The following is a 17,630-nucleotide window of genomic DNA, read 5'->3' as shown; positions in this document are numbered from 1 at the left end:
CAACCATCAGCTATTGAGTCAATTTTCATACAATGAGCGACAAAATATTGTACGAAAACTAGGGTTGCTTTTCGTCTTCATCCGGCATCGATAGATCAATATCCTGTAACTCAGGAGCTTGCGCCTGCTCCCGTTGCTTCGCCAACATCTCCTGCTCCGCCGCCGCCAGCGCCTGTTTGAGCAACGCCCGTTTACGCATAAATAGCATCAACGCTAAACCCACAACCAGCAGTACACTGTTGCCCACGATTATCCACAATACCGCATCGTCTTTGGCTTGTTGCTCTTCTTCTGACGCTTCTTTGGCCTGAATGGCAGCAATCACCTCTGGACTTGGAGGTGGTTCTGGTGGTGACACATAATTGAAGAACCGTTCGGGTAAGGTCATGACGATCTCACGTCCGGCCCAATTAGTGCTGAATAATGTCCCTTTAATACGATAGCTGCCAAACTCGGTCACCTGCGGCAGTTCCAGCGCATGTTCAGCTTGCGCTAAATCGCGTACCGTCAAAGATAACTGGAATCCCGCAGGCCCGACGATATCCAGCTGGAAATAAGTTTCTGCCAGTTGTAATTCCTTGGTATCCACAAACAACTGCAAGCCCCACGGCTGCTCTCGGGGATTATCTGGGGCCTTCACCTTGATATCCGCCGGTTTGGGAGACAATACAAACGCCTGTTGATATTCGCGCTCAAATACCGCATTTTCCACTTTTAATTCAAGTGTATAGTGGCCCCAAGGCTGGTTGAGGTTAATGTCTGCGGTAAAGATCCCATCGTCTGGACGCTCGTCCAGCTTCTCACCATTATCTTGGTAACTGCCAACCGTAAGAGTTCCCGCTGCAAAATTCTCATCTTTAGGCTGGTGCTCAGAAATGAACTTCGCATTCCATTGCAGCATATATTCAAGGCCGGGCAAGCGCATTTGCAAATTATCGCCGGTAAGCCCAGCAGTAAGCTTAAGACGCTCCCCTTGATACAAAGGTTGTGGCAAAGGATCGGCCCAAATACCGAGTTTTGAGACCTTAGTGATTTGTGAACCAGGCACGACTCTACCCAGCAACTGCCAAGGGCCCGGTTGGGGATTTTTTATCTGGATCATATCGCCGCTGATACTGTCTTCCCAACGTACCGACTCGGGGTGTCGACTGGCATACCATTTACTGCCATCGGGCAATACCACCACCACTGGTGCCGAGCCATACTCCCGCTGTATCACCAATGTGATTTCATCCACCATATGATCAATGCGGAAACGGTTCTTTAGCTCAGACGCCTGTGCCAACGGCAACGTCACCTCTTGCGCCGCATAGACAGGCAGTGCCGCTCCCACAAAAACCAACCATAAACACCAAAGGGGCGAGATTCTCATGCTGCCCGAAATTTCCTGTTTTAATTACGCCACAGACACTTACCGGATTTAGCCACCAAATCCAGCCGTTGCTCGTGCATACTCAGTTCATCGGCAGAAGCACTGATCACTTTAAGTTTTGAACGATTGTTATCAAGACGGATAATGCCACCTTCGGCACCATCGGTATGCCCACTGTCCAGACTTAAATTAAATTTGGTCTGTCCACCAGTCATCGCCAGATATACATCGGCGAGGATCTCAGCATCCAATAAAGCGCCATGATATTCACGACGGGAGTTGTCGATATGATAGCGTTTACAAAGCGCATCCAGATTGTTTTTCTGCCCTGGATGCAAAAACTTAGCGATGGCCAATGAATCCAGTACTGCACAGAGATCCTTTACTTTCGGCCCTTTAGGCGTCAGCAATGAAAATTCATGATCAATAAAACTCACGTCGAAGGGCGCATTGTGCGCCACCAGCTCGGCACCATCGATAAATGCAACAAATTCCTCATAGATATCTTTAAACAGAGGTTCATTGGCGACTTGTTCATTGGTAATTCCGTGAACGGCAATCGCTTCTTCGTCAATCGCCTGCTGTGGATTGATATATTTGTGAAATGAGCGGCCTGTCAGACGACGATTGATCACCTCCACCCCACCAATTTCAATAATTCTATGACCTACATATACAGGGCCACCGCTTTGATTCATGCCGGTAGTTTCGGTATCGAGAATAATCTGACGGGCGGCGCTAGAGACAATATTCATATTATTTTTGCTGCTTACTCAATAACAACTTAAGATGACTGCTTTGCCGGCTATGTTAGCAACTTGATGAACGAACTGAAACAGATAGAAATTTTTACCGATGGCTCTTGTCTTGGCAACCCCGGCCCCGGCGGTTATGGCGCGGTCTTACGCTATAAACAACACACAAAAGAACTTTCTGGTGGATTCGCGCTCACCACCAATAATCGCATGGAACTATTGGCGCCGATTGTCGCGCTGGAAAGTCTGAAAGAACCCTGCCATGTCATCCTGACCAGCGACAGCCAGTATATGCGCCAGGGAATAACCCAGTGGATCCATAACTGGAAGCGTAAAGGCTGGGTCACCTCCGCCAAGACACCAGTGAAAAATGTCGATTTATGGCAACGTCTCGATAAAGCCAGTGAAAAACACCACATCGACTGGCGCTGGGTGAAAGGCCATGCGGGTCATCCTGAAAATGAACGTTGTGATGCCCTTGCGCGCGAAGCTGCAGAAGCTAACCCGAAAACACCAGACAAGGGTTATTTGGCTTCAACTTGATGCGATAACTGCAAAAAATCACTACAGAAATCAATAAACGCACTGGCAAGCGGTGTAAAGCTGAGGTGTTTGTGACGGATCAGGTAAAACGGCCGGGTTAACGTCAACCCCGCCACATTCACTATCCCGAATTCGCGCCTTGCCAGTTCTCGCTCTATCGTTAGCTCTGATAAAACACCGAGCCCGGCCCCCTGCTTTACCGCCTGTTTAATCGCATCCGGGGTTGGAAAGCTAAATTTTACTTCCGGGTGTAACCCCAGTTGATTGGCATTGTTAACGAAATATTCTCGGGTTCCCGATCCCTCTTCACGCAAAACCCAAGCACAGCCAGACAGTTGCTCTGGTGTAACTTGTTTGCCCGCTAACGGATGAGCCGGATGGCAGAAAATGCTTAGCCGGTCCTGGTGCCATGGCGCGGCCACAATACGACTGTCCAGGCAATATCCCTCAATGAACCCCAATTCGGCACGGAAATCTGCCACCTGCCGCACGACATTACGGGTGTTATCGATGGTAAGTTCAATTCTGGCATCGGTGTGCTGTTGACCAAAAGCCACCGCCGCTTTCGTCAGCAAAAAATTGCCGATGGTATTGCTAGCACTGACATGCAACGTACCCGCCAATAACGCTGCGGGACTGGCGAAAGCAATCTCAATATCCGAGGCCTGTTGTAACACTTTACTCGCCATTGGCAGTAACATACTGCCTTGCGAATTGAGCAATAAGCGATTGCCGGAACGTTCAAATAAGCGAGTTGCCAACTGACGCTCAAGCTCAGCTAACGCCATAGAGGTTGCTGGCGACGACAAATTAACCATCGCTGCTGCTTTGGCAACCTGACCACTACGCGCCACCGCCTCAAATACTTGCAGTTGTTTCAGCGTTATCCGCATATGATTTTTCTGCCTTTCCGACTTGCAATCTACTCTCGTTTCATTCGTCCGGAGTATCCGGCGGTGGCCGCTGGCTGCCAGCCGCTGACGCGTTTTCGCTGGCGATTGGTCAGCGGTGTTAGCGGCGCTTCAAGCTTACGCGCAACTAACAAGTAAACGGCACCCGTGCCGGGCAACCAATGATGCTGCCATTGTCGCAACAATAAAGGGAAGTCCCAGTCCGACATAAAGGCGTGATAGCACAAACGCTCATCATGAACCAACTGATACCCCAGTAACCCAAGCCAATCGCGCACCCGTGCGGGCATGAAAAAATTACCATTCCAAGGCCAACGTTGTTGATATTTGGGCAGTAATTTTCCTAGATAAGCACTGCTAAATGGATTGATACCACTGATGATCAGATAGCCACCACTCACCAGCACTCGGTCAACTTCACGCAGAATGCGATAGGGATCTTGCTCCGATTCCAGTAGCAAATGCATAGCAACAGCATCGATGCTGGCCGATTTGACCGGTAACTGGCAATACTCACCGCGTAGCGATGCGCCACACGCTGGGTAAATAGAAAATTGATGTTTTACTGCACACTTGCTACTGTCAAAATCAGCACTTAACGGACCCAATTGCAGTAAATGATAGCCAAATATTCTCGGCCACCAATACGCCAAAGACAGTTCCAGATCATGACGTAATTGTTGTCCACCGGGAAGTGCATCCCAGCTTGAGCCATGTAGATCTGGGGACATAACCTCTCCGATTTGACTACAGCGATAACAATAGCTTAATAATGAACGACTGCTGTAGGCAAGCTCTGCCACAGCTAAAATTGATTGTGATCAGCTAGCATGCGATTAAGGAAGTTTCCAGTGTCTGCCATATATCCCGCTACCCAGCATCGAAATTTTTCCGTGTTTCCGATTGCCGCTTTTAACGATAACTATATCTGGTGTATTCAGCCCGCAGCTTCCACGCTTGTCTGGGTGGTGGATCCCGGCGATGCAGTACCTGTGATGGAGGTGCTGCAACAAAAACAGCTACAACTCGCAGGCATACTCATCACACATCACCATAGGGATCATACCGGAGGCATTAATCAGTTGTTACGCCATTTTGGCCAACAGACACCTGTGTATGGTCCAGATAATCCAGCGATTGATAGCATCAGTCATCCTTTTCACGAGGAAGGCCAATACCAGCTCACCGCTGATAATTCTGAATTATCACTGCAGTTATATCAGGTTCCTGGACATACATTAGATCATCTTGCCTATGTTATCGACGACGCACTTTTTTGCGGTGATACCCTGTTTTGTGCAGGCTGTGGCCGGTTATTTGAGGGCTCAGCGGCGCAACTGTATAGTTCATTACAAAAAATTGCCAAGTTACCCCAAGATACCAAAATCTATCCTGCCCATGAATATACCCTTTCCAACCTGAAGTTTGCCGCCATTGCTGAACCTGACAACCAGGCCTTAATCAGCTTTACTGAGCAAGCGCAACAAACACGACAGTTGCAGTTACCGACTTTACCCAGCACTGTTGCACGTGAATTAGCGATCAACCCATTTCTGCATTGCGATGATGAACGATTGGTCGCTGTGCTCTCTCAGCACTGGCAAACAGTTGCAGATTCTGCCGTGACGCGGTTAAAACTTCTCCGACAGTGGAAAGACAATTACTGATTTCTTGGTTACAATGGGTCGCTTTGGCGCAGTTCAGTCCGCTATTGAGCTCTGCGCTAGTGGTATAACTTTATGATAATTAAGAAGTACTGCAAAAGTTCGGCCAGCACCTCTCGCCGAAAATAAAATCATGCCGGGGCACTCCCGGTACTCGTCTGACATGCTTTATCACCTGCGTCAGACAGATCAACGGTGCTGGTTCAATAACATTTTCTGTCACACGACAGCTTTTTGAGGATAGGCGCTTTTGAAGCAACGGAATTTATTCACGACCGCGGGGATAGTTGTGTTTCTCGCTGGCTGCCAGACTGTACCGTTACAGTCATCGCAAACGGCTCCCCCTAAGCCGCCCGCAAATGCCGCCGAGGTACTACAAAAAGCACCGCAGGAACCACAACAACCGCAATTGGCGGTAACCGACGTGTGGCAACGCTTACGCAATCAACTGAACATTCCGGTACCGGATAACAAACTGGTACAACAATATCGCGACTGGTACACCCACAACCCCAAACATCTGCAGCAAATATCGGAACGTGCTGCGCCCTTTCTGTACCTTATCGTTGATCAGATAGAACAGCGTCACCTGCCAATGGAACTGGCACTGCTACCCATCGTTGAAAGTGCTTTTGATCCCTATGCTTATTCACCAGGTGCAGCTTCTGGTTTATGGCAATTCACCTCACCAATGGCACGTCATTTCGGGCTAAAGATTAATTGGTGGTATGACGGCCGGCGAGATGTCCCAGCAGCCACGCAAGCGGCGTTGGATATGATGCAGTATCTCTATCGTAAAACCGGTAACAACTGGCTCTATGCTATCGCCGCATATAACACTGGTGAAGGCCGCGTCCTCAATGCTGTCAGACGTAATGCCAGCCAAGGCAAACCCACCGATTTCTGGTCATTGTCACTGCCTAAGGAAACTGAACGCTACGTCCCACAGTTGCTGGCGTTGGCGGATGTGATTAAGCACGCCGACAAATATGGTGTGCAATTAACGCCTATTGATAATCAACCTGCGGTAGAGGTTGTCGATACAGGTAGCCAGATTGACTTGGCGCTGGCCGCAAAGCTAGCGGGGATGGATATCAGCGAGCTGCAACAACTCAACCCCGGCTACAACCGCTGGGCTACAGCACCTAAAGGTCCATTCAAGTTAGTATTACCAGTGGATAAGGCTCAGGATTTTGAAGTTGCGCTGGCCACAACTGATCCATCTGACCGTCTAAATTGGCTACGCTATGAAATCCAGCCCGGAGATTCACTCGGTTTAATAGCGAAAGAGCACCAAACCACCGTCGATATCATCCGTGCAGTCAATGATATTAAAGGCAACAATATTGTCGCAGGCAAGCATCTGCTGATCCCCGTGTCGTTGCAAGATGCCAGTGCCTACCCACTGTCGGCCGATAATCGGTTGCAAAACAAACAGCTGAAAAGCAAATATAAAACCACTTATGCCGTGCGTCACGGCGATTCGCTGTGGAAAATCGCGCGCGCTAATAACCTCAGTGTCAGCGAAATTGCCAGCTGGAATGGTATGTCGGTAAAGGATGCGCTTCACCCAGGGAAAGTATTAGTGCTATGGCATAACCGCAGCAGCGATGAATCTGCAATTACCCGTACAGTGAAATACAAAGTCCGCAACGGTGACTCACTGGCCAGAATAGCGGACAAATTTAATGTGACGGTGTCGCAACTGCAGGAGTGGAATCAGCTGCAACGGCAAAAATATTTACAACCCGGTCAAGTACTCACTTTATTTGTTGATGTCACTGCTAGCGGTAGCTAATTATTGGTACATTTTGTGGCAAACCGCACACTTTGTGCGGTTCGAGTGAGCTTAATCAAAGTTTCATAATTCAAGTTGCGCAAATAGTAATCCGTAAGTGAGGTGTCACAATTTTGACACTCACAATTTCGGATAATGAAAGTAAACTAACTATTAACCGCGCTGTTGGGATATGAAGCGAGATAACTACATCACTGATGTGGAAACTGCTGTGCCTGAAGATGGTCGCATTATTTCCACGACTGATTTGAAAGGGAAAATTACCCATATCAATCAGCTGTTCTGCGATATCTGTGGATATAGTAAACAGGAATTAATAGGGCATGGGCACAATATAGTACGCCATCCACACATGCCCAAAGCTGCCTTTGCTGATTTGTGGCACGATATCCAGCAAGGTAAAAACTGGATGGGGTTGGTCAAAAACCGCCGTAAGGATGGTGGCTATTACTGGGTTAATGCCTTCATTACCCCCATCCGCCGGGCGGGTAAAATCTTTGAATACCAGTCTGTACGTACCAAAGCCGATCCTGACTTGGTCAAGCATGCGATCGCCTGCTACGCCGATATTGAAAAAGGCAAACTGCCGCTTCCTAAACTCGCATTATCGCTCCCCGCCAAAATCGGTCTGTGCTGGACGTTATCGTCGCTGTTGCTGCTGACACTGCCATTCATCCCTGCCACGGTAGGTATCCCCGCTGCCTTACTCGCAGTGCTGATCATGGGGCTAAGTGTAGGCAGATTGGCCGCCCGTTGCCGCAGACTGCAGCAACTCAGCGATAGCGTGCAGCAAAGTAAACTGATGCAAGCAATTTATACTGGTGATACCGATATCCTGTCGGCGGCGGAACTAAGCATTCGTATGCAACGCGCCGAGATCATTGCCATCACCGCACGCATTGATGATACCAGTGAACATCTGACCCATAATTTGAAATCTCATCAGCAATCTGTGGATGCCAATCATCAAGAGTTGTCACAACAGGCGGTGGCACTGGACGAGTTGGCAGCAGCTATCAGCCAAATGAAAAGTGCCGTTGCGGAAATTGCGTCAACCTCAGCTAACACCGCAATGGACGTCACTAATTTGGAAGCCAGCAATCAAGACACGATGAAGGCATTACAGGCCAGTCGCGCGGCCAATTCCGAGATGAGTGGCTTATTGCAGAAAGTGGCGTCACAGATTGCAGAGCTGGATCAGCAATGCGCTAGCGTCAATACGGTCTTAGAAGTCATTGAACAATTGTCGGAACAAACGAACCTCTTGGCACTGAATGCCGCAATTGAAGCAGCAAGAGCCGGTGAGGCAGGCCGAGGCTTTGCTGTGGTAGCTGATGAAGTCCGGGCACTGGCGCAACGTTCATCTGGTTCGGCTAAAGAGATTTTCACCATTATTCACCAGTTGAGTGAGCAAAGTCGTCAGGCTGTGGCCGAAATGGCTAAAAGCCAAACATTGACCCAGCACAGTATGGAACTGGAACAACAATTAGTCAGCCGTTTGAATGATGAAGCACAGGCCCTTGGCCGGATCACCGCTAATAGTCATCAGATCGCAGTCGCCACCGAGGAGCAAGCCTATACGGTAGAGCAACTGCATCTGAACTCCTGCCGTCTGCAAAGTGGAGTATCCAAGCTACAAGAAAACAGCCAAGAAGCTAGCACCCATGGTGAAGAGTTAAGGCGCCAAAGCGAGCGACAGCAGGAATTGATTTTGCAGTTTAAATAAACGGCATTAACTGTGTTTTCTAAATAAAGAAGTCAGACTATGTCTGACTTCTTTATTATGTCATGGCCCTTTATTAATGGCCGCCCAGCTTTTTAAATAAACTATCCTTCAGTTTGTCCTTGGCTTTTTCCGCCTCATCTTTCAGTTTGTTTTTAAACAGCGCGTCGGTATCCAACGAGAATTTTGGCTGGGCAAAAGTCCCGCTGATCAGCAAGGGAATTTCAATACCCGCCAACTTATCAGAGGTCTTGCCACCCTGCCCTTTGAGGGAATCAACCAACGCGGTTGTTAATCGATAGTCCAACGACTCTTGCAGTAAATTGGCACCACCAGCGCCAGACAAACGCACAAGTGGTGATAACATTGCTAGGTCTGGATTATTGGCTTGCCCATCCTTCACCGTGAAACTACCTGAAAGACTGGTAAAATCCGTCTTCTGTTCTTCGCCCTTAGGGCTACTGAGATCCCCTTTCAGCTTGGCCTGAGCATTACGGATCATTAACGGTATATTGATGCCATATAACGCGCCATCAGCAATATTAAAAGTACCATTAACATCGAGATTCTTTTTGATGTTAACCGGGATCAAGCTACTGCCACTACCTTTGGCGCTGATATTGGCTGTTCCCGCCAGCATATCGACCTTTGCCGCATCAGTCAGCAAAGGCCGCAAGTTAACCTGACTAAGCGACGAATTGAAGCTGTAACTTGCCACCTTGTTACGGCCATCCACCTTAGCGGATGCACTCAATTTGCCTTGATACAAGTCAGCTGTCATTTTCTGCAGTTCTAGAATACCGTTATTCAATTGCGCATTCATCACCCAGTTATCTGTAGTTAGGCCAGCGACTTTCAATGACTTAATAGAGAGTCCCAAAGCCATATCGACAGCTTTCATGCCACTAAGATCGGGTTCGGTGGCTACCGTATCAACCACTTTAGGCTGGGCTGCCTCACTAGACTTTTCAGGTTCGGTAGATGGAGGCAGTAATTTGTCCAGATCTATATCAGCAAACGCCAATTTGGCCTCGACCTTAGGCACCTTGCTACCATAGGCGACAGTCATGTCACCGCTCCCCGATATATCCGCGAGGTCCAACTTGCTTAACACCAATGACAACACTTGTTTAGCGGTATCAACATGAATATTCGCTGTCAGATTGGCCTGCATTTCACCGTTGGGAATCGATGCCCCTTTCAGCGTGTTTTTTATCGAAAAATCTTTCAGGTCAACTTGCTGCAAATTTGCTGAAATCTTCAGTTGTCCCTCCCCTTTACTGGCAACTGTCATCTGTGGCATCTCGCCACTGAATTGATATGCCAGCGGCGCGTATTGCTCCAGTGCCAGTTTGCCCAACGTGAAGGACGACAAGGTAAAAATATTCTCAGTGCCCTGCTGGCGATCCAGTATACGTACCTGCGCGTTGGTCACACTGATGCCGCCAATATTAAGGCCCGCTAGCGTGATATTACTGTGGGTGTCACTTTTGCCAGCACTAATTGGGGCTGCCGCTTCAGTCTTGCCTGTCAGACCGTCAAAACTGTTGCGTCCGTCCTTGGCGGTCTCAAGATTGAGCTGCAGGCCATCCAGTTTTAATTCAGAAACCTGAATCTCTTTACTCAGTAGCGGCATTAACGCAACGTTGGCGACAATCTGATTGACAGCGACCATCTGTTTTTCCGCAAAGTCCTTGGGATTACTGAGCGTAATGTCTCCGGCTTCTATCCCCAAGGAGGGGAAAAATGTCCAACTGAGCTCCCGGTCTATGGTCATAGTTCTGCCGGTTTGCTTTTCAACCGCCGCAATGATTTGCGGTTTGAAATCATTGGGATCAAACAATACCGTTACATAAAAAACGAGTCCCACTACCAGTAGCAGTAATACGCCAACACCCCACTTTAATACTTTCATTTTTCAGTCCTTTTGCTTGCATCCTGATAGTCAGTTAGCTTATCAGACTCAGATCCAATGCTGTATTGCTGATAGCCAAACCATTGTCATCAGCATAAATTAACATCCCCGTCGTCACAGTTTGGTTACCAAATACCAATGGGCAATTAACATCACCTAATCCTTTGCGAGCAGTCTTAACAGGCACCGTTCCCAACGCCTTGATACCTAATGGCATTTGTGCCAACGCACCGACATCACGAATAGCACCATTAATCACCACCCCAGACCAACCGTTATCTACCGCACTCTGGCCGATTAAATCCCCCATAAGAGCTTTATCCAATGAGCCGCCCCCATCAACCACCAGCACTTTGCCCATTCCTGGGCGGGCCAGTAGTTGTTTCACCATAGAGTTGTCCTCGAAGCATTTCACCGTCACAACTTCCCCCCAGAATATGCGTTTTCCACCATATTGCTTTAGTGGCAGAGGTAACAACTGTATCTGTTCGGGAAAGGTATCAAATAGTTCGGGAAGTAAATCCAGCATGATGAACAAGCCTTTTTACACATATTTACCTATAAGACTAGCGGCGTTATTGGTCAGTCTCAAGTTAAAGCTGCTGAGTTATACTACTTGAGTCAATAGCCGAAAATAATATAAACTCCCCAAACTGTTCTATTCTTTCTGGGCAGTGATTTACCCATCCTGGTTGAAAGGTTTACTTTTTAAGAGAGTAATATGAGCAAAGATCTCGATCTGCAGAGCGCTATCGCTGCGCTTGACGAATATGGATATGATAAAAAGCATTCAACGGATCTTGAACAAGCTAGAAATAAGCCGCAAATGACCCGCTATCTTAAATCCTTGGATTACAGTTTGAAGCGTATGCAATTACTGCAAGAAGCGGTGAATGAGCTGGTGAATGAAATGCAACATCAACAAATAAAGCATGAAAAAGTTCAAACATTTAAAACCAAAGTGATTAACCTTTCCAAAGAACTGAATATGAGCTATGACGAGGTTGTCAATTACATGTCTGCCTCTCAAAACAAATAAATTGGTATTACGCTGACTGTGGCCGCAGTTAATAGCGGCTACCGTTTTATAAAATCAAACTGATTCATTATTTATTTTTCACTATTGCAAATTTAAATTTGCCATTCTCCTCACGATAAAACATTCCGGCCATTCTTTGGAATTTTCATAGTACTTCATATTGCCAACTGGCGTTCATACACACTTCGGCTAGACTTAGAGGCGCTATCATTTAGAGGCGTTATCACTATCAATTTTCCGGGGCGTTGGTGCGCATAATATGGAAAAATACCTGTTGCTACTGTTTTTACTGCTAGGCAGTGTGTTGTTGTGGCTAGGGGTATCTGCTGATCCTGCTTATATCTCATCCACTGAACGCCCGTTACGTATTGCGGTATCCACATCACCGCTCTCCTCACCCATTATCATTGCCGACCGCATGGGGTTCTTTAGCAAACAACAGCTGACGGTGCAATTACTGCCAATAAAGGGCGGCAATAATTGTTTTGATGCATTAATGCGTGGCGATGCCGACCTGGCAACCAGCTCTGAAACGGTGGTGATGTTCAACAGCTTTCAACGCAATGACTTCAGTATTATCAGCAGTTTTGCTGAATCTGATAATGATATAAAACTACTGACGAAAGCGGCTTCCGGTATCCAGCGACCTGAACAGTTGCTACATCACCATATTGGTATTGTGGCAGGCAGTGCCAGCGAGTATTTTATGGATGCATTGCTTTTGATGCACGATTATCCACAGCAGTTAGTTCAACGGACGGATATTGCCCCAAACGACTTAGCGGATGCGTTGCTGGTTGGTGCCGTTGATGCCATTTCGATATGGGAACCCTTTGCCTTTCAGTTACAGCAACAATATCCGCAGCAGATTTATAGCTTTAAAACCAAAGGAATATATAATTTAACCTTTAATCTGCTGGTTCGACGCGAAGATACCACTAGTCACTTACAGCAGCATATCCGTGTACTTAAGGCGCTTGACGAAGCCATTCAGTACATCATTAACGAGCCCGAAAAATCACAACAATTGGTGTCAGACTACCTGAAAGTATCGGCAGACGAAGTGATCACCTTGTGGCCGGATTACTTATTTCGCCTATCTTTGGGCAATACGCTGCTCAGCAATCTGCAATCCCAAAGTCGCTGGGCCGTCAATGCGGATCTGGTGAAAAAGCATACTATCCCTGATTATCGTCTATTTATTGACTCAACAGCACTCAACCAAGTAATACACAAACCACTGGTACGCAAAGAATGAGAATATCAAAACGCCTGAAACTACTGGTGGCCTTGTGTGTGATCTTGGCACTCGCCCATGGCATTGCGCTATTAAACCAGCGAACCATGATGGTGCGTTCATTTGAACAAATAAATCATCTCACCGAAGTACAGCTACGTGTTGATTTACTGCGATCCAATTTATGGTTGCTGCAACAGTATCAAGACCAGAAGGCTATCAACGACACCGCTAAAGCGCTGGATAATCTGCGCCATTTCATTGATACCGCACAGCAACTGGAAATGGATGAACGGGAAGCCACATTGCTGAACAATCTTAAGCGCCATGAAGATAACATCAGTGTGCTACTGGATATTTCTCGTCAGAATCTCGTCAATGGCGAAAAACTACAGTCAAGTAGTAATACTGTGCTGACAGCAAGGTACAGTGCCATCATCCAATCAATGAGCGAAGACTTGCTACGATTACAAACCCGGGTGATTGATAACGCAAGGAAATTCCAAATACAGCATCTTTATTTCAACGGCATTCTGTTGTCGATTATTGCCGTTTTAGTCACGCTGTTTTCACTACAGACACTGTCTCGTTTCCGAATGCATTTGTCCACACTAAAAAAAGGCATCAAGGACCTAGCTGATGGTGATTTGCTCAGTCTTATCAGGATACCCAAAGATGAAGAATTCGGGGAGGTGGCCGACGAATTTAACCGGATGAAGCAAGAATTACTCATCGCAACGCAAAAACGCGATCAACTGCAACAGGAAGTGGAAGAACAGACCCACCGTTTACAAGAGCAGCAGGAAAAACTGCGCCATATGGCGGAACACGATGATCTAACAGGCGTTCTCAACCGTGGCGCTGCTACGACTCAAATCGAATTGGCGATCGAACGTTGTAAACGTCAGCAACAAAAAGCGGCTTTGTTATTTATCGACCTAGACCGATTTAAACCTGTTAATGACAACCTCGGTCATGCAGCAGGTGACGCAGTACTGAAGGAAATCGCCCAACGCTTGCATCACAACTTACGCGCTTCCGATATGATCGCCCGTATCGGCGGTGACGAGTTTATCGTGTGGTTAGAACCCGTGCACAATGCCGAAGAGATTGCACTCGTGGCCAATAAAGTCCGGGACACTGGTCGCGCAATCAATCTTTATGGGCAGACATTGGATATTGGCTTAAGCGTTGGCACCAGCGTTTACCCTGATAATGGGCACAACCTCAACTCACTGCTGAATCACGCTGATGCCGCTATGTATAAGAGCAAAAAGCGTAAACCACCGCAGAGCCAGGACGAAGACAGTCACCCCATCAAGATGGTTGAATAAGACTCAGCCCCGGTGCACGGTTAGCGGTTTTAACCGCAGTGACAGCAACAGCAGTGCCAGCATAATATAAATACTGGGCTCGATAATCTCTGATTTTACCGACCAGTAATAATGCACCACCACCAGTATCACGGCAGGATACACGGCATAATGTAACTGTTGCCAGTGCCGGCCCATCCTACGCTGTGCCGCTTTAAAGGAAGTCAGTGCCAGCGACAACAGGATTAACCAAGCACTAGCACCCACCACAATATAGGGGCGCTTCACAACTTCCTGCAGTAATAATTGCCAAGCAAACAACAGATCGAGGCTGAAATACGCCGCCAGATGCAAGCAAGCATAAGCAAAAACCCACAACCCCAACGGCCGACGCAGCTGCATCAACATCCCTTGTTTGCTCCATCGCGCCATCGGTGAAACCAACAGCGTCAGCAGTAACAGATTGAGCGCACCTTTACCTAAAAAATGAATGATATATTGCACCGGATCGCCGCCAGCGGCATCGCTATTCACCGCCAAGAATAACCACAGCAAAGGCAAAGCGGCGGCAACATGTAATAGTGTTTTGCACCAAAACAATTGCCGTCTGGAGATACGCCACATCAGAAAAATTTCCTCAGATCCATCCCTTGATACATCGCAGCCACCTGCTCTGCGTAGCCGTTGAACGGCAAAGTCGGGATGCGCTTGGCATTAAACAGACCGCCTTCTGCGATCCGCCGTTCACTGGCCTGCGACCATCGCGGATGATCGACCTGCGGATTCACATTGGCATAGAAGCCATATTCATGGGGTACCAGTTGATTCCAACTGGATGGCGGCTGCTTATCTACCAGCCGGATCCGCACCACCGACTTAATACTCTTAAATCCGTACTTCCAAGGCACCACTAATCTGATAGGCGCACCGCTTTGGGGCGACAAGGTTTTATCATATAGCCCGACCGCCATAAACGTCAGTTCATTGGTAGCCTCGTCCAAACGCAAACCTTCTACATAAGGGTAATGAATACCACCTCCCATCAACGGGTTACGCTGCCCCGGCATCTGCTCTGGATCAAACAGTGTTTCAAAAGCCACGTGAGTTGCCTTACTGCTGACGCCCACTTTCTTTAGCAATGCTGCCAATGGAAATCCCACCCAAGGAATAACCATCGACCAGGCCTCAACACAGCGTAAACGATATGTACGTTGTTCCAATGGCAGCAGTTTGTATAGGTCGTCATATCCCAGTGTCAACGGCTTATCGACTAGGCCATCAATCGTCAATGACCAAGGATCGACTTTAAACTTTTGCGCATTTTCAAACGGATCTTGCTTACCCGTCCCAAACTCATAGAAGTTATTGTGACGAATAACCTTATCGTAAGGCGTCTGAGTTTCTGACGTCTGATATTGTTGGTCCGCGGTGAAATTAAGCTGGCGAGTGGGAGCCAAAGCCTGCGGTTCACCAAACAAATCGAATATTCCAGCTTGAACATAGCCGGGCAGACTTGCGGCAATACTGCCAAACCCCAACATTGCCGTTATGCGTCGTCGCTCCCGAAATACCGCTTCGGGTGTTACTTCAGATTGCGGCAGTTCCCAACGGGGTCGGTGCAAAATCCCCTTGATAAACTTGCGATTCATAGATAATGCCACTCAAGCAATAATGGATTTTCATTAGACAACAGTAACGCCTTTCGGTTGCATGGGCAATTGCTGAAATACCGGGTATCGTACCCCAAAGTACAAGCCTTAAGCAGCTGGCAAATCCAGTGACAGCAAGGCCTTGAAGGCAACATCTATCCGTGCGACCCTAGTTGGCAAAACGTGCGTAACAGGAAAAATGGCATGGATTTGGTCAATGAACTTTTGGCACCTAGAATCTCTCTCATCTGGCTTTTAGCTGCGGTAGTCGTTAGCGGATTACTGTGTGTCTGGCAAACCAAGCGCCGCCAAGCACTGCTGCTACAAACCGCCGATGAGCTGTACCAGCAGCAGTTGCAACAATTAGCGCAGCAACTACTGGCGGCCCAAGAACGGCTGCAGCAACAGACCAGTGATCTGGGGATGGCACAAGCCAGAGCCGAAAGAGTACCAGTGCTGGAACAATTGCTTAAAGACACTCAACATAAACTGATGGAAACACAGCTGAACTTGTCTAAATCCAATGCGATGCAACAGACACTCAGTGCCCGGTTTGAGGCAGAACAGCAGGCACTAAACGACAAGCTCGCGTTGCTGGAGAGCAGTGAATCTCGTTTAAAAACACAATTTGAAAACCTTGCAAACAAAATATTTGATGATAAGAGCACTAAACTGCAATCGCAGAATGCTCAACAAATGGAAGGATTTGTTGCACCACTCAAGCAACAACTGGAAGGTTTTAGGCAACAAATTAGTGAATCATATTCAAAGGAACAGGCTGAGCGTTTCTCACTCAAGCATCAACTAGAAGAGTTGAAGCAGCTCAATCAACGCATGAGTGAAGATGCTGTCAACCTGACCCGCGCCCTTAAAGGTGACAACAAGCAGCAGGGAAACTGGGGCGAAGTGATCCTGGAGCGGGTGCTGTCTGAAAGTGGCCTGCGTGCAGGTCACGAGTACGATATTCAACAAGATTTGCAAAACGATAGTGGCAAACATTTCAAACCGGATGTGATAGTCCACCTGCCCGATGAAAAAGATGTGGTAATTGACTCCAAGATGTCATTGCTAGCCTATGAACGCTATTTCAATGCTGACTCGGACGAGGAAAAACTGCTGGCAGCCAAAGAACATGTCAATTCGCTGCGCGCCCATATCAAAGGACTGGGGCAAAAAGACTATCAGAAATTGCATGGGCTCAAGAGTTTGGACTATGTGTTGATGTTTATTCCACTGGAACCAGCTTTTTTACTGGCATTGGAACAGGAGCCGCAGCTCATCAACTATGCCTTGGAAAATAATATTATGCTGGTCAGCCCAACCAATCTGTTGGTGGCACTCAGAACGATCAATAATATCTGGCGCTATGAATACCAGAATCAGCACGCGCAGCGTATTGCCCGTCAAGCTGGCAAAATCTACGATAAACTGTGTGGATTCGTTGAAGACATGGACAAACTCGGCCGTGCACTGTCCAGTGCCGACAAATGTTTTACAGGGGCCATGGGTAAGCTTACGAGTGGTCGCGGCAATTTGATCCAACAAGCCCACCAGATAAAACAGCTGGGAGCAGAAACCAGCAAGCAGCTAGATAGCAAGTTGTTGGACAAGGCTTTAAGTAGCGAAGCTGAAAGCGAAGAGAAGATTGAACATTTGGATGCCGCCAGAAAAGCGGTGAACGAATCCTAGATTTTAGCGGTAGTGGGATTCA

The 17,630-nt window shown here is 47.7% G+C and carries 16 protein-coding genes; 8 read left to right on the top strand and 8 right to left on the bottom strand.

Annotated elements, in window-relative coordinates; all coding sequences use genetic code 11:
- Positions 1-58 precede the first annotated feature (58 nt).
- Both J3L11_RS00900 and dnaQ read right to left on the bottom strand, forming a co-directional pair.
- Complete coding sequence (locus tag J3L11_RS00900) at positions 59-1,372, bottom strand: TIGR03503 family protein (protein WP_207569712.1); 1,314 nt, start codon at positions 1,370-1,372, stop codon at positions 59-61.
- Between the two features lie 20 nt (positions 1,373-1,392).
- The gene (gene dnaQ, locus J3L11_RS00895; protein ID WP_207569711.1) at positions 1,393-2,127 is read right to left on the bottom strand and encodes a DNA polymerase III subunit epsilon; all 735 of its coding nucleotides are present in this window, start codon (positions 2,125-2,127) and stop codon (positions 1,393-1,395) included.
- 66 nt (positions 2,128-2,193) lie between these two features.
- Between dnaQ and rnhA the strand changes: the two genes are divergently transcribed.
- Positions 2,194-2,670, top strand: a complete 477-nt coding sequence (gene rnhA, locus J3L11_RS00890) for a ribonuclease HI (protein WP_189616526.1) — start codon at positions 2,194-2,196, stop codon at positions 2,668-2,670.
- Here rnhA and J3L11_RS00885 read toward each other — a convergent pair.
- Positions 2,652-3,563, bottom strand: coding sequence for a LysR substrate-binding domain-containing protein (locus J3L11_RS00885; protein ID WP_189616528.1), 912 nt, complete (start codon positions 3,561-3,563; stop codon positions 2,652-2,654). The genes rnhA and J3L11_RS00885 overlap by 19 nt on opposite strands.
- Positions 3,564-3,592: 29 nt before the next feature.
- Positions 3,593-4,312, bottom strand: coding sequence for a class I SAM-dependent methyltransferase (locus J3L11_RS00880; RefSeq protein ID WP_207569710.1), 720 nt, complete (start codon positions 4,310-4,312; stop codon positions 3,593-3,595).
- Between the two features lie 120 nt (positions 4,313-4,432).
- On the opposite strand from J3L11_RS00880, the gene gloB reads away from it, so the two are divergent.
- The 3 genes from gloB (at position 4,433) to J3L11_RS00865 (ending at position 8,769) form a co-directional block, all read left to right on the top strand.
- Positions 4,433-5,248 (top strand): hydroxyacylglutathione hydrolase, encoded by an 816-nt coding sequence (gene gloB / locus J3L11_RS00875; protein ID WP_229799844.1) that lies wholly within the window; start codon positions 4,433-4,435, stop codon positions 5,246-5,248.
- Between the two features lie 247 nt (positions 5,249-5,495).
- Complete coding sequence (locus J3L11_RS00870) at positions 5,496-7,043, top strand: LysM peptidoglycan-binding domain-containing protein (RefSeq protein WP_133039632.1); 1,548 nt, start codon at positions 5,496-5,498, stop codon at positions 7,041-7,043.
- A 172-nt stretch (positions 7,044-7,215) separates the two neighbouring features.
- Positions 7,216-8,769, top strand: a complete 1,554-nt coding sequence (locus J3L11_RS00865) for a methyl-accepting chemotaxis protein (protein WP_207569709.1) — start codon at positions 7,216-7,218, stop codon at positions 8,767-8,769.
- 73 nt (positions 8,770-8,842) lie between these two features.
- Here J3L11_RS00865 and J3L11_RS00860 read toward each other — a convergent pair whose 3' ends face one another.
- Together J3L11_RS00860 and J3L11_RS00855 are read right to left on the bottom strand one after the other, a co-directional pair.
- A complete protein-coding gene (locus J3L11_RS00860) occupies positions 8,843-10,681 on the bottom strand; it encodes an AsmA family protein (RefSeq protein WP_207569708.1) in 1,839 nt (612 codons plus the stop codon).
- 34 nt (positions 10,682-10,715) lie between these two features.
- Positions 10,716-11,210 (bottom strand): putative 4-hydroxy-4-methyl-2-oxoglutarate aldolase, encoded by a 495-nt coding sequence (locus J3L11_RS00855; protein ID WP_207569707.1) that lies wholly within the window; start codon positions 11,208-11,210, stop codon positions 10,716-10,718.
- 192 nt (positions 11,211-11,402) lie between these two features.
- Between J3L11_RS00855 and J3L11_RS00850 the strand changes: the two genes are divergently transcribed.
- From J3L11_RS00850 to J3L11_RS00840, 3 genes are all read left to right on the top strand, one after another.
- The gene (locus J3L11_RS00850) at positions 11,403-11,720 is read left to right on the top strand and encodes a hypothetical protein (RefSeq protein WP_133039636.1); all 318 of its coding nucleotides are present in this window, start codon (positions 11,403-11,405) and stop codon (positions 11,718-11,720) included.
- Positions 11,721-11,979: 259 nt separating this feature from the next.
- Entirely contained in the window at positions 11,980-12,978 is a 999-nt protein-coding gene (locus J3L11_RS00845; RefSeq protein WP_133039637.1) for an ABC transporter substrate-binding protein, read from the top strand.
- Entirely contained in the window at positions 12,975-14,291 is a 1,317-nt protein-coding gene (locus J3L11_RS00840; protein WP_207569706.1) for a diguanylate cyclase, read from the top strand. The genes J3L11_RS00845 and J3L11_RS00840 overlap by 4 nt, the downstream gene beginning before the upstream one ends.
- Positions 14,292-14,294: 3 nt before the next feature.
- Here the strand turns inward: J3L11_RS00840 and msrQ are convergent, their stop codons facing one another.
- Both msrQ and msrP read right to left on the bottom strand, forming a co-directional pair.
- On the bottom strand, positions 14,295-14,894 hold the full coding sequence (gene msrQ, locus J3L11_RS00835) for a protein-methionine-sulfoxide reductase heme-binding subunit MsrQ (RefSeq protein ID WP_207569705.1): 600 nt from the start codon (positions 14,892-14,894) through the stop codon (positions 14,295-14,297).
- Positions 14,894-15,919 carry a protein-methionine-sulfoxide reductase catalytic subunit MsrP gene (gene msrP, locus J3L11_RS00830; RefSeq protein WP_207569704.1) on the bottom strand — a complete coding sequence of 342 codons (1,026 nt, stop codon included), beginning with the start codon at positions 15,917-15,919 and terminating at the stop codon, positions 14,894-14,896. The genes msrQ and msrP overlap by 1 nt, the downstream gene beginning before the upstream one ends.
- A 204-nt stretch (positions 15,920-16,123) precedes the next feature.
- On the opposite strand from msrP, the gene rmuC reads away from it, so the two are divergent.
- A complete protein-coding gene (gene rmuC / locus J3L11_RS00825) occupies positions 16,124-17,608 on the top strand; it encodes a DNA recombination protein RmuC (RefSeq protein WP_133039641.1) in 1,485 nt (494 codons plus the stop codon).
- The last annotated feature ends 22 nt before the right edge of the window (positions 17,609-17,630 follow it).

This window comes from Shewanella sp. 4t3-1-2LB, from assembly GCF_017368415.1.
Lineage (GTDB): Bacteria > Pseudomonadota > Gammaproteobacteria > Enterobacterales > Shewanellaceae > Shewanella > Shewanella fodinae.
This window is presented reverse-complemented; position numbering and strand designations above follow the sequence as displayed.

Excerpts from the sequence above, each read along its gene's own strand:
- J3L11_RS00855 (WP_207569707.1), bottom strand. The coding sequence starts at position 11,210 with ATGCTGGATTTACTTCCCGAACTATTTGATACCTTTCCCGAACAGATA.
- J3L11_RS00840 (WP_207569706.1), top strand. The coding sequence starts at position 12,975 with ATGAGAATATCAAAACGCCTGAAACTACTGGTGGCCTTGTGTGTGATC.
- msrP (WP_207569704.1), bottom strand. The coding sequence starts at position 15,919 with ATGAATCGCAAGTTTATCAAGGGGATTTTGCACCGACCCCGTTGGGAA.
- msrQ (WP_207569705.1), bottom strand. The coding sequence starts at position 14,894 with ATGTGGCGTATCTCCAGACGGCAATTGTTTTGGTGCAAAACACTATTA.
- J3L11_RS00845 (WP_133039637.1), top strand. The coding sequence starts at position 11,980 with ATGGAAAAATACCTGTTGCTACTGTTTTTACTGCTAGGCAGTGTGTTG.
- J3L11_RS00885 (WP_189616528.1), bottom strand. The coding sequence starts at position 3,563 with ATGCGGATAACGCTGAAACAACTGCAAGTATTTGAGGCGGTGGCGCGT.
- rmuC (WP_133039641.1), top strand. The coding sequence starts at position 16,124 with ATGGATTTGGTCAATGAACTTTTGGCACCTAGAATCTCTCTCATCTGG.
- dnaQ (WP_207569711.1), bottom strand. The coding sequence starts at position 2,127 with ATGAATATTGTCTCTAGCGCCGCCCGTCAGATTATTCTCGATACCGAA.
- J3L11_RS00865 (WP_207569709.1), top strand. The coding sequence starts at position 7,216 with ATGAAGCGAGATAACTACATCACTGATGTGGAAACTGCTGTGCCTGAA.
- rnhA (WP_189616526.1), top strand. The coding sequence starts at position 2,194 with ATGAACGAACTGAAACAGATAGAAATTTTTACCGATGGCTCTTGTCTT.
- J3L11_RS00880 (WP_207569710.1), bottom strand. The coding sequence starts at position 4,312 with ATGTCCCCAGATCTACATGGCTCAAGCTGGGATGCACTTCCCGGTGGA.
- J3L11_RS00860 (WP_207569708.1), bottom strand. The coding sequence starts at position 10,681 with ATGAAAGTATTAAAGTGGGGTGTTGGCGTATTACTGCTACTGGTAGTG.
- J3L11_RS00850 (WP_133039636.1), top strand. The coding sequence starts at position 11,403 with ATGAGCAAAGATCTCGATCTGCAGAGCGCTATCGCTGCGCTTGACGAA.
- J3L11_RS00900 (WP_207569712.1), bottom strand. The coding sequence starts at position 1,372 with ATGAGAATCTCGCCCCTTTGGTGTTTATGGTTGGTTTTTGTGGGAGCG.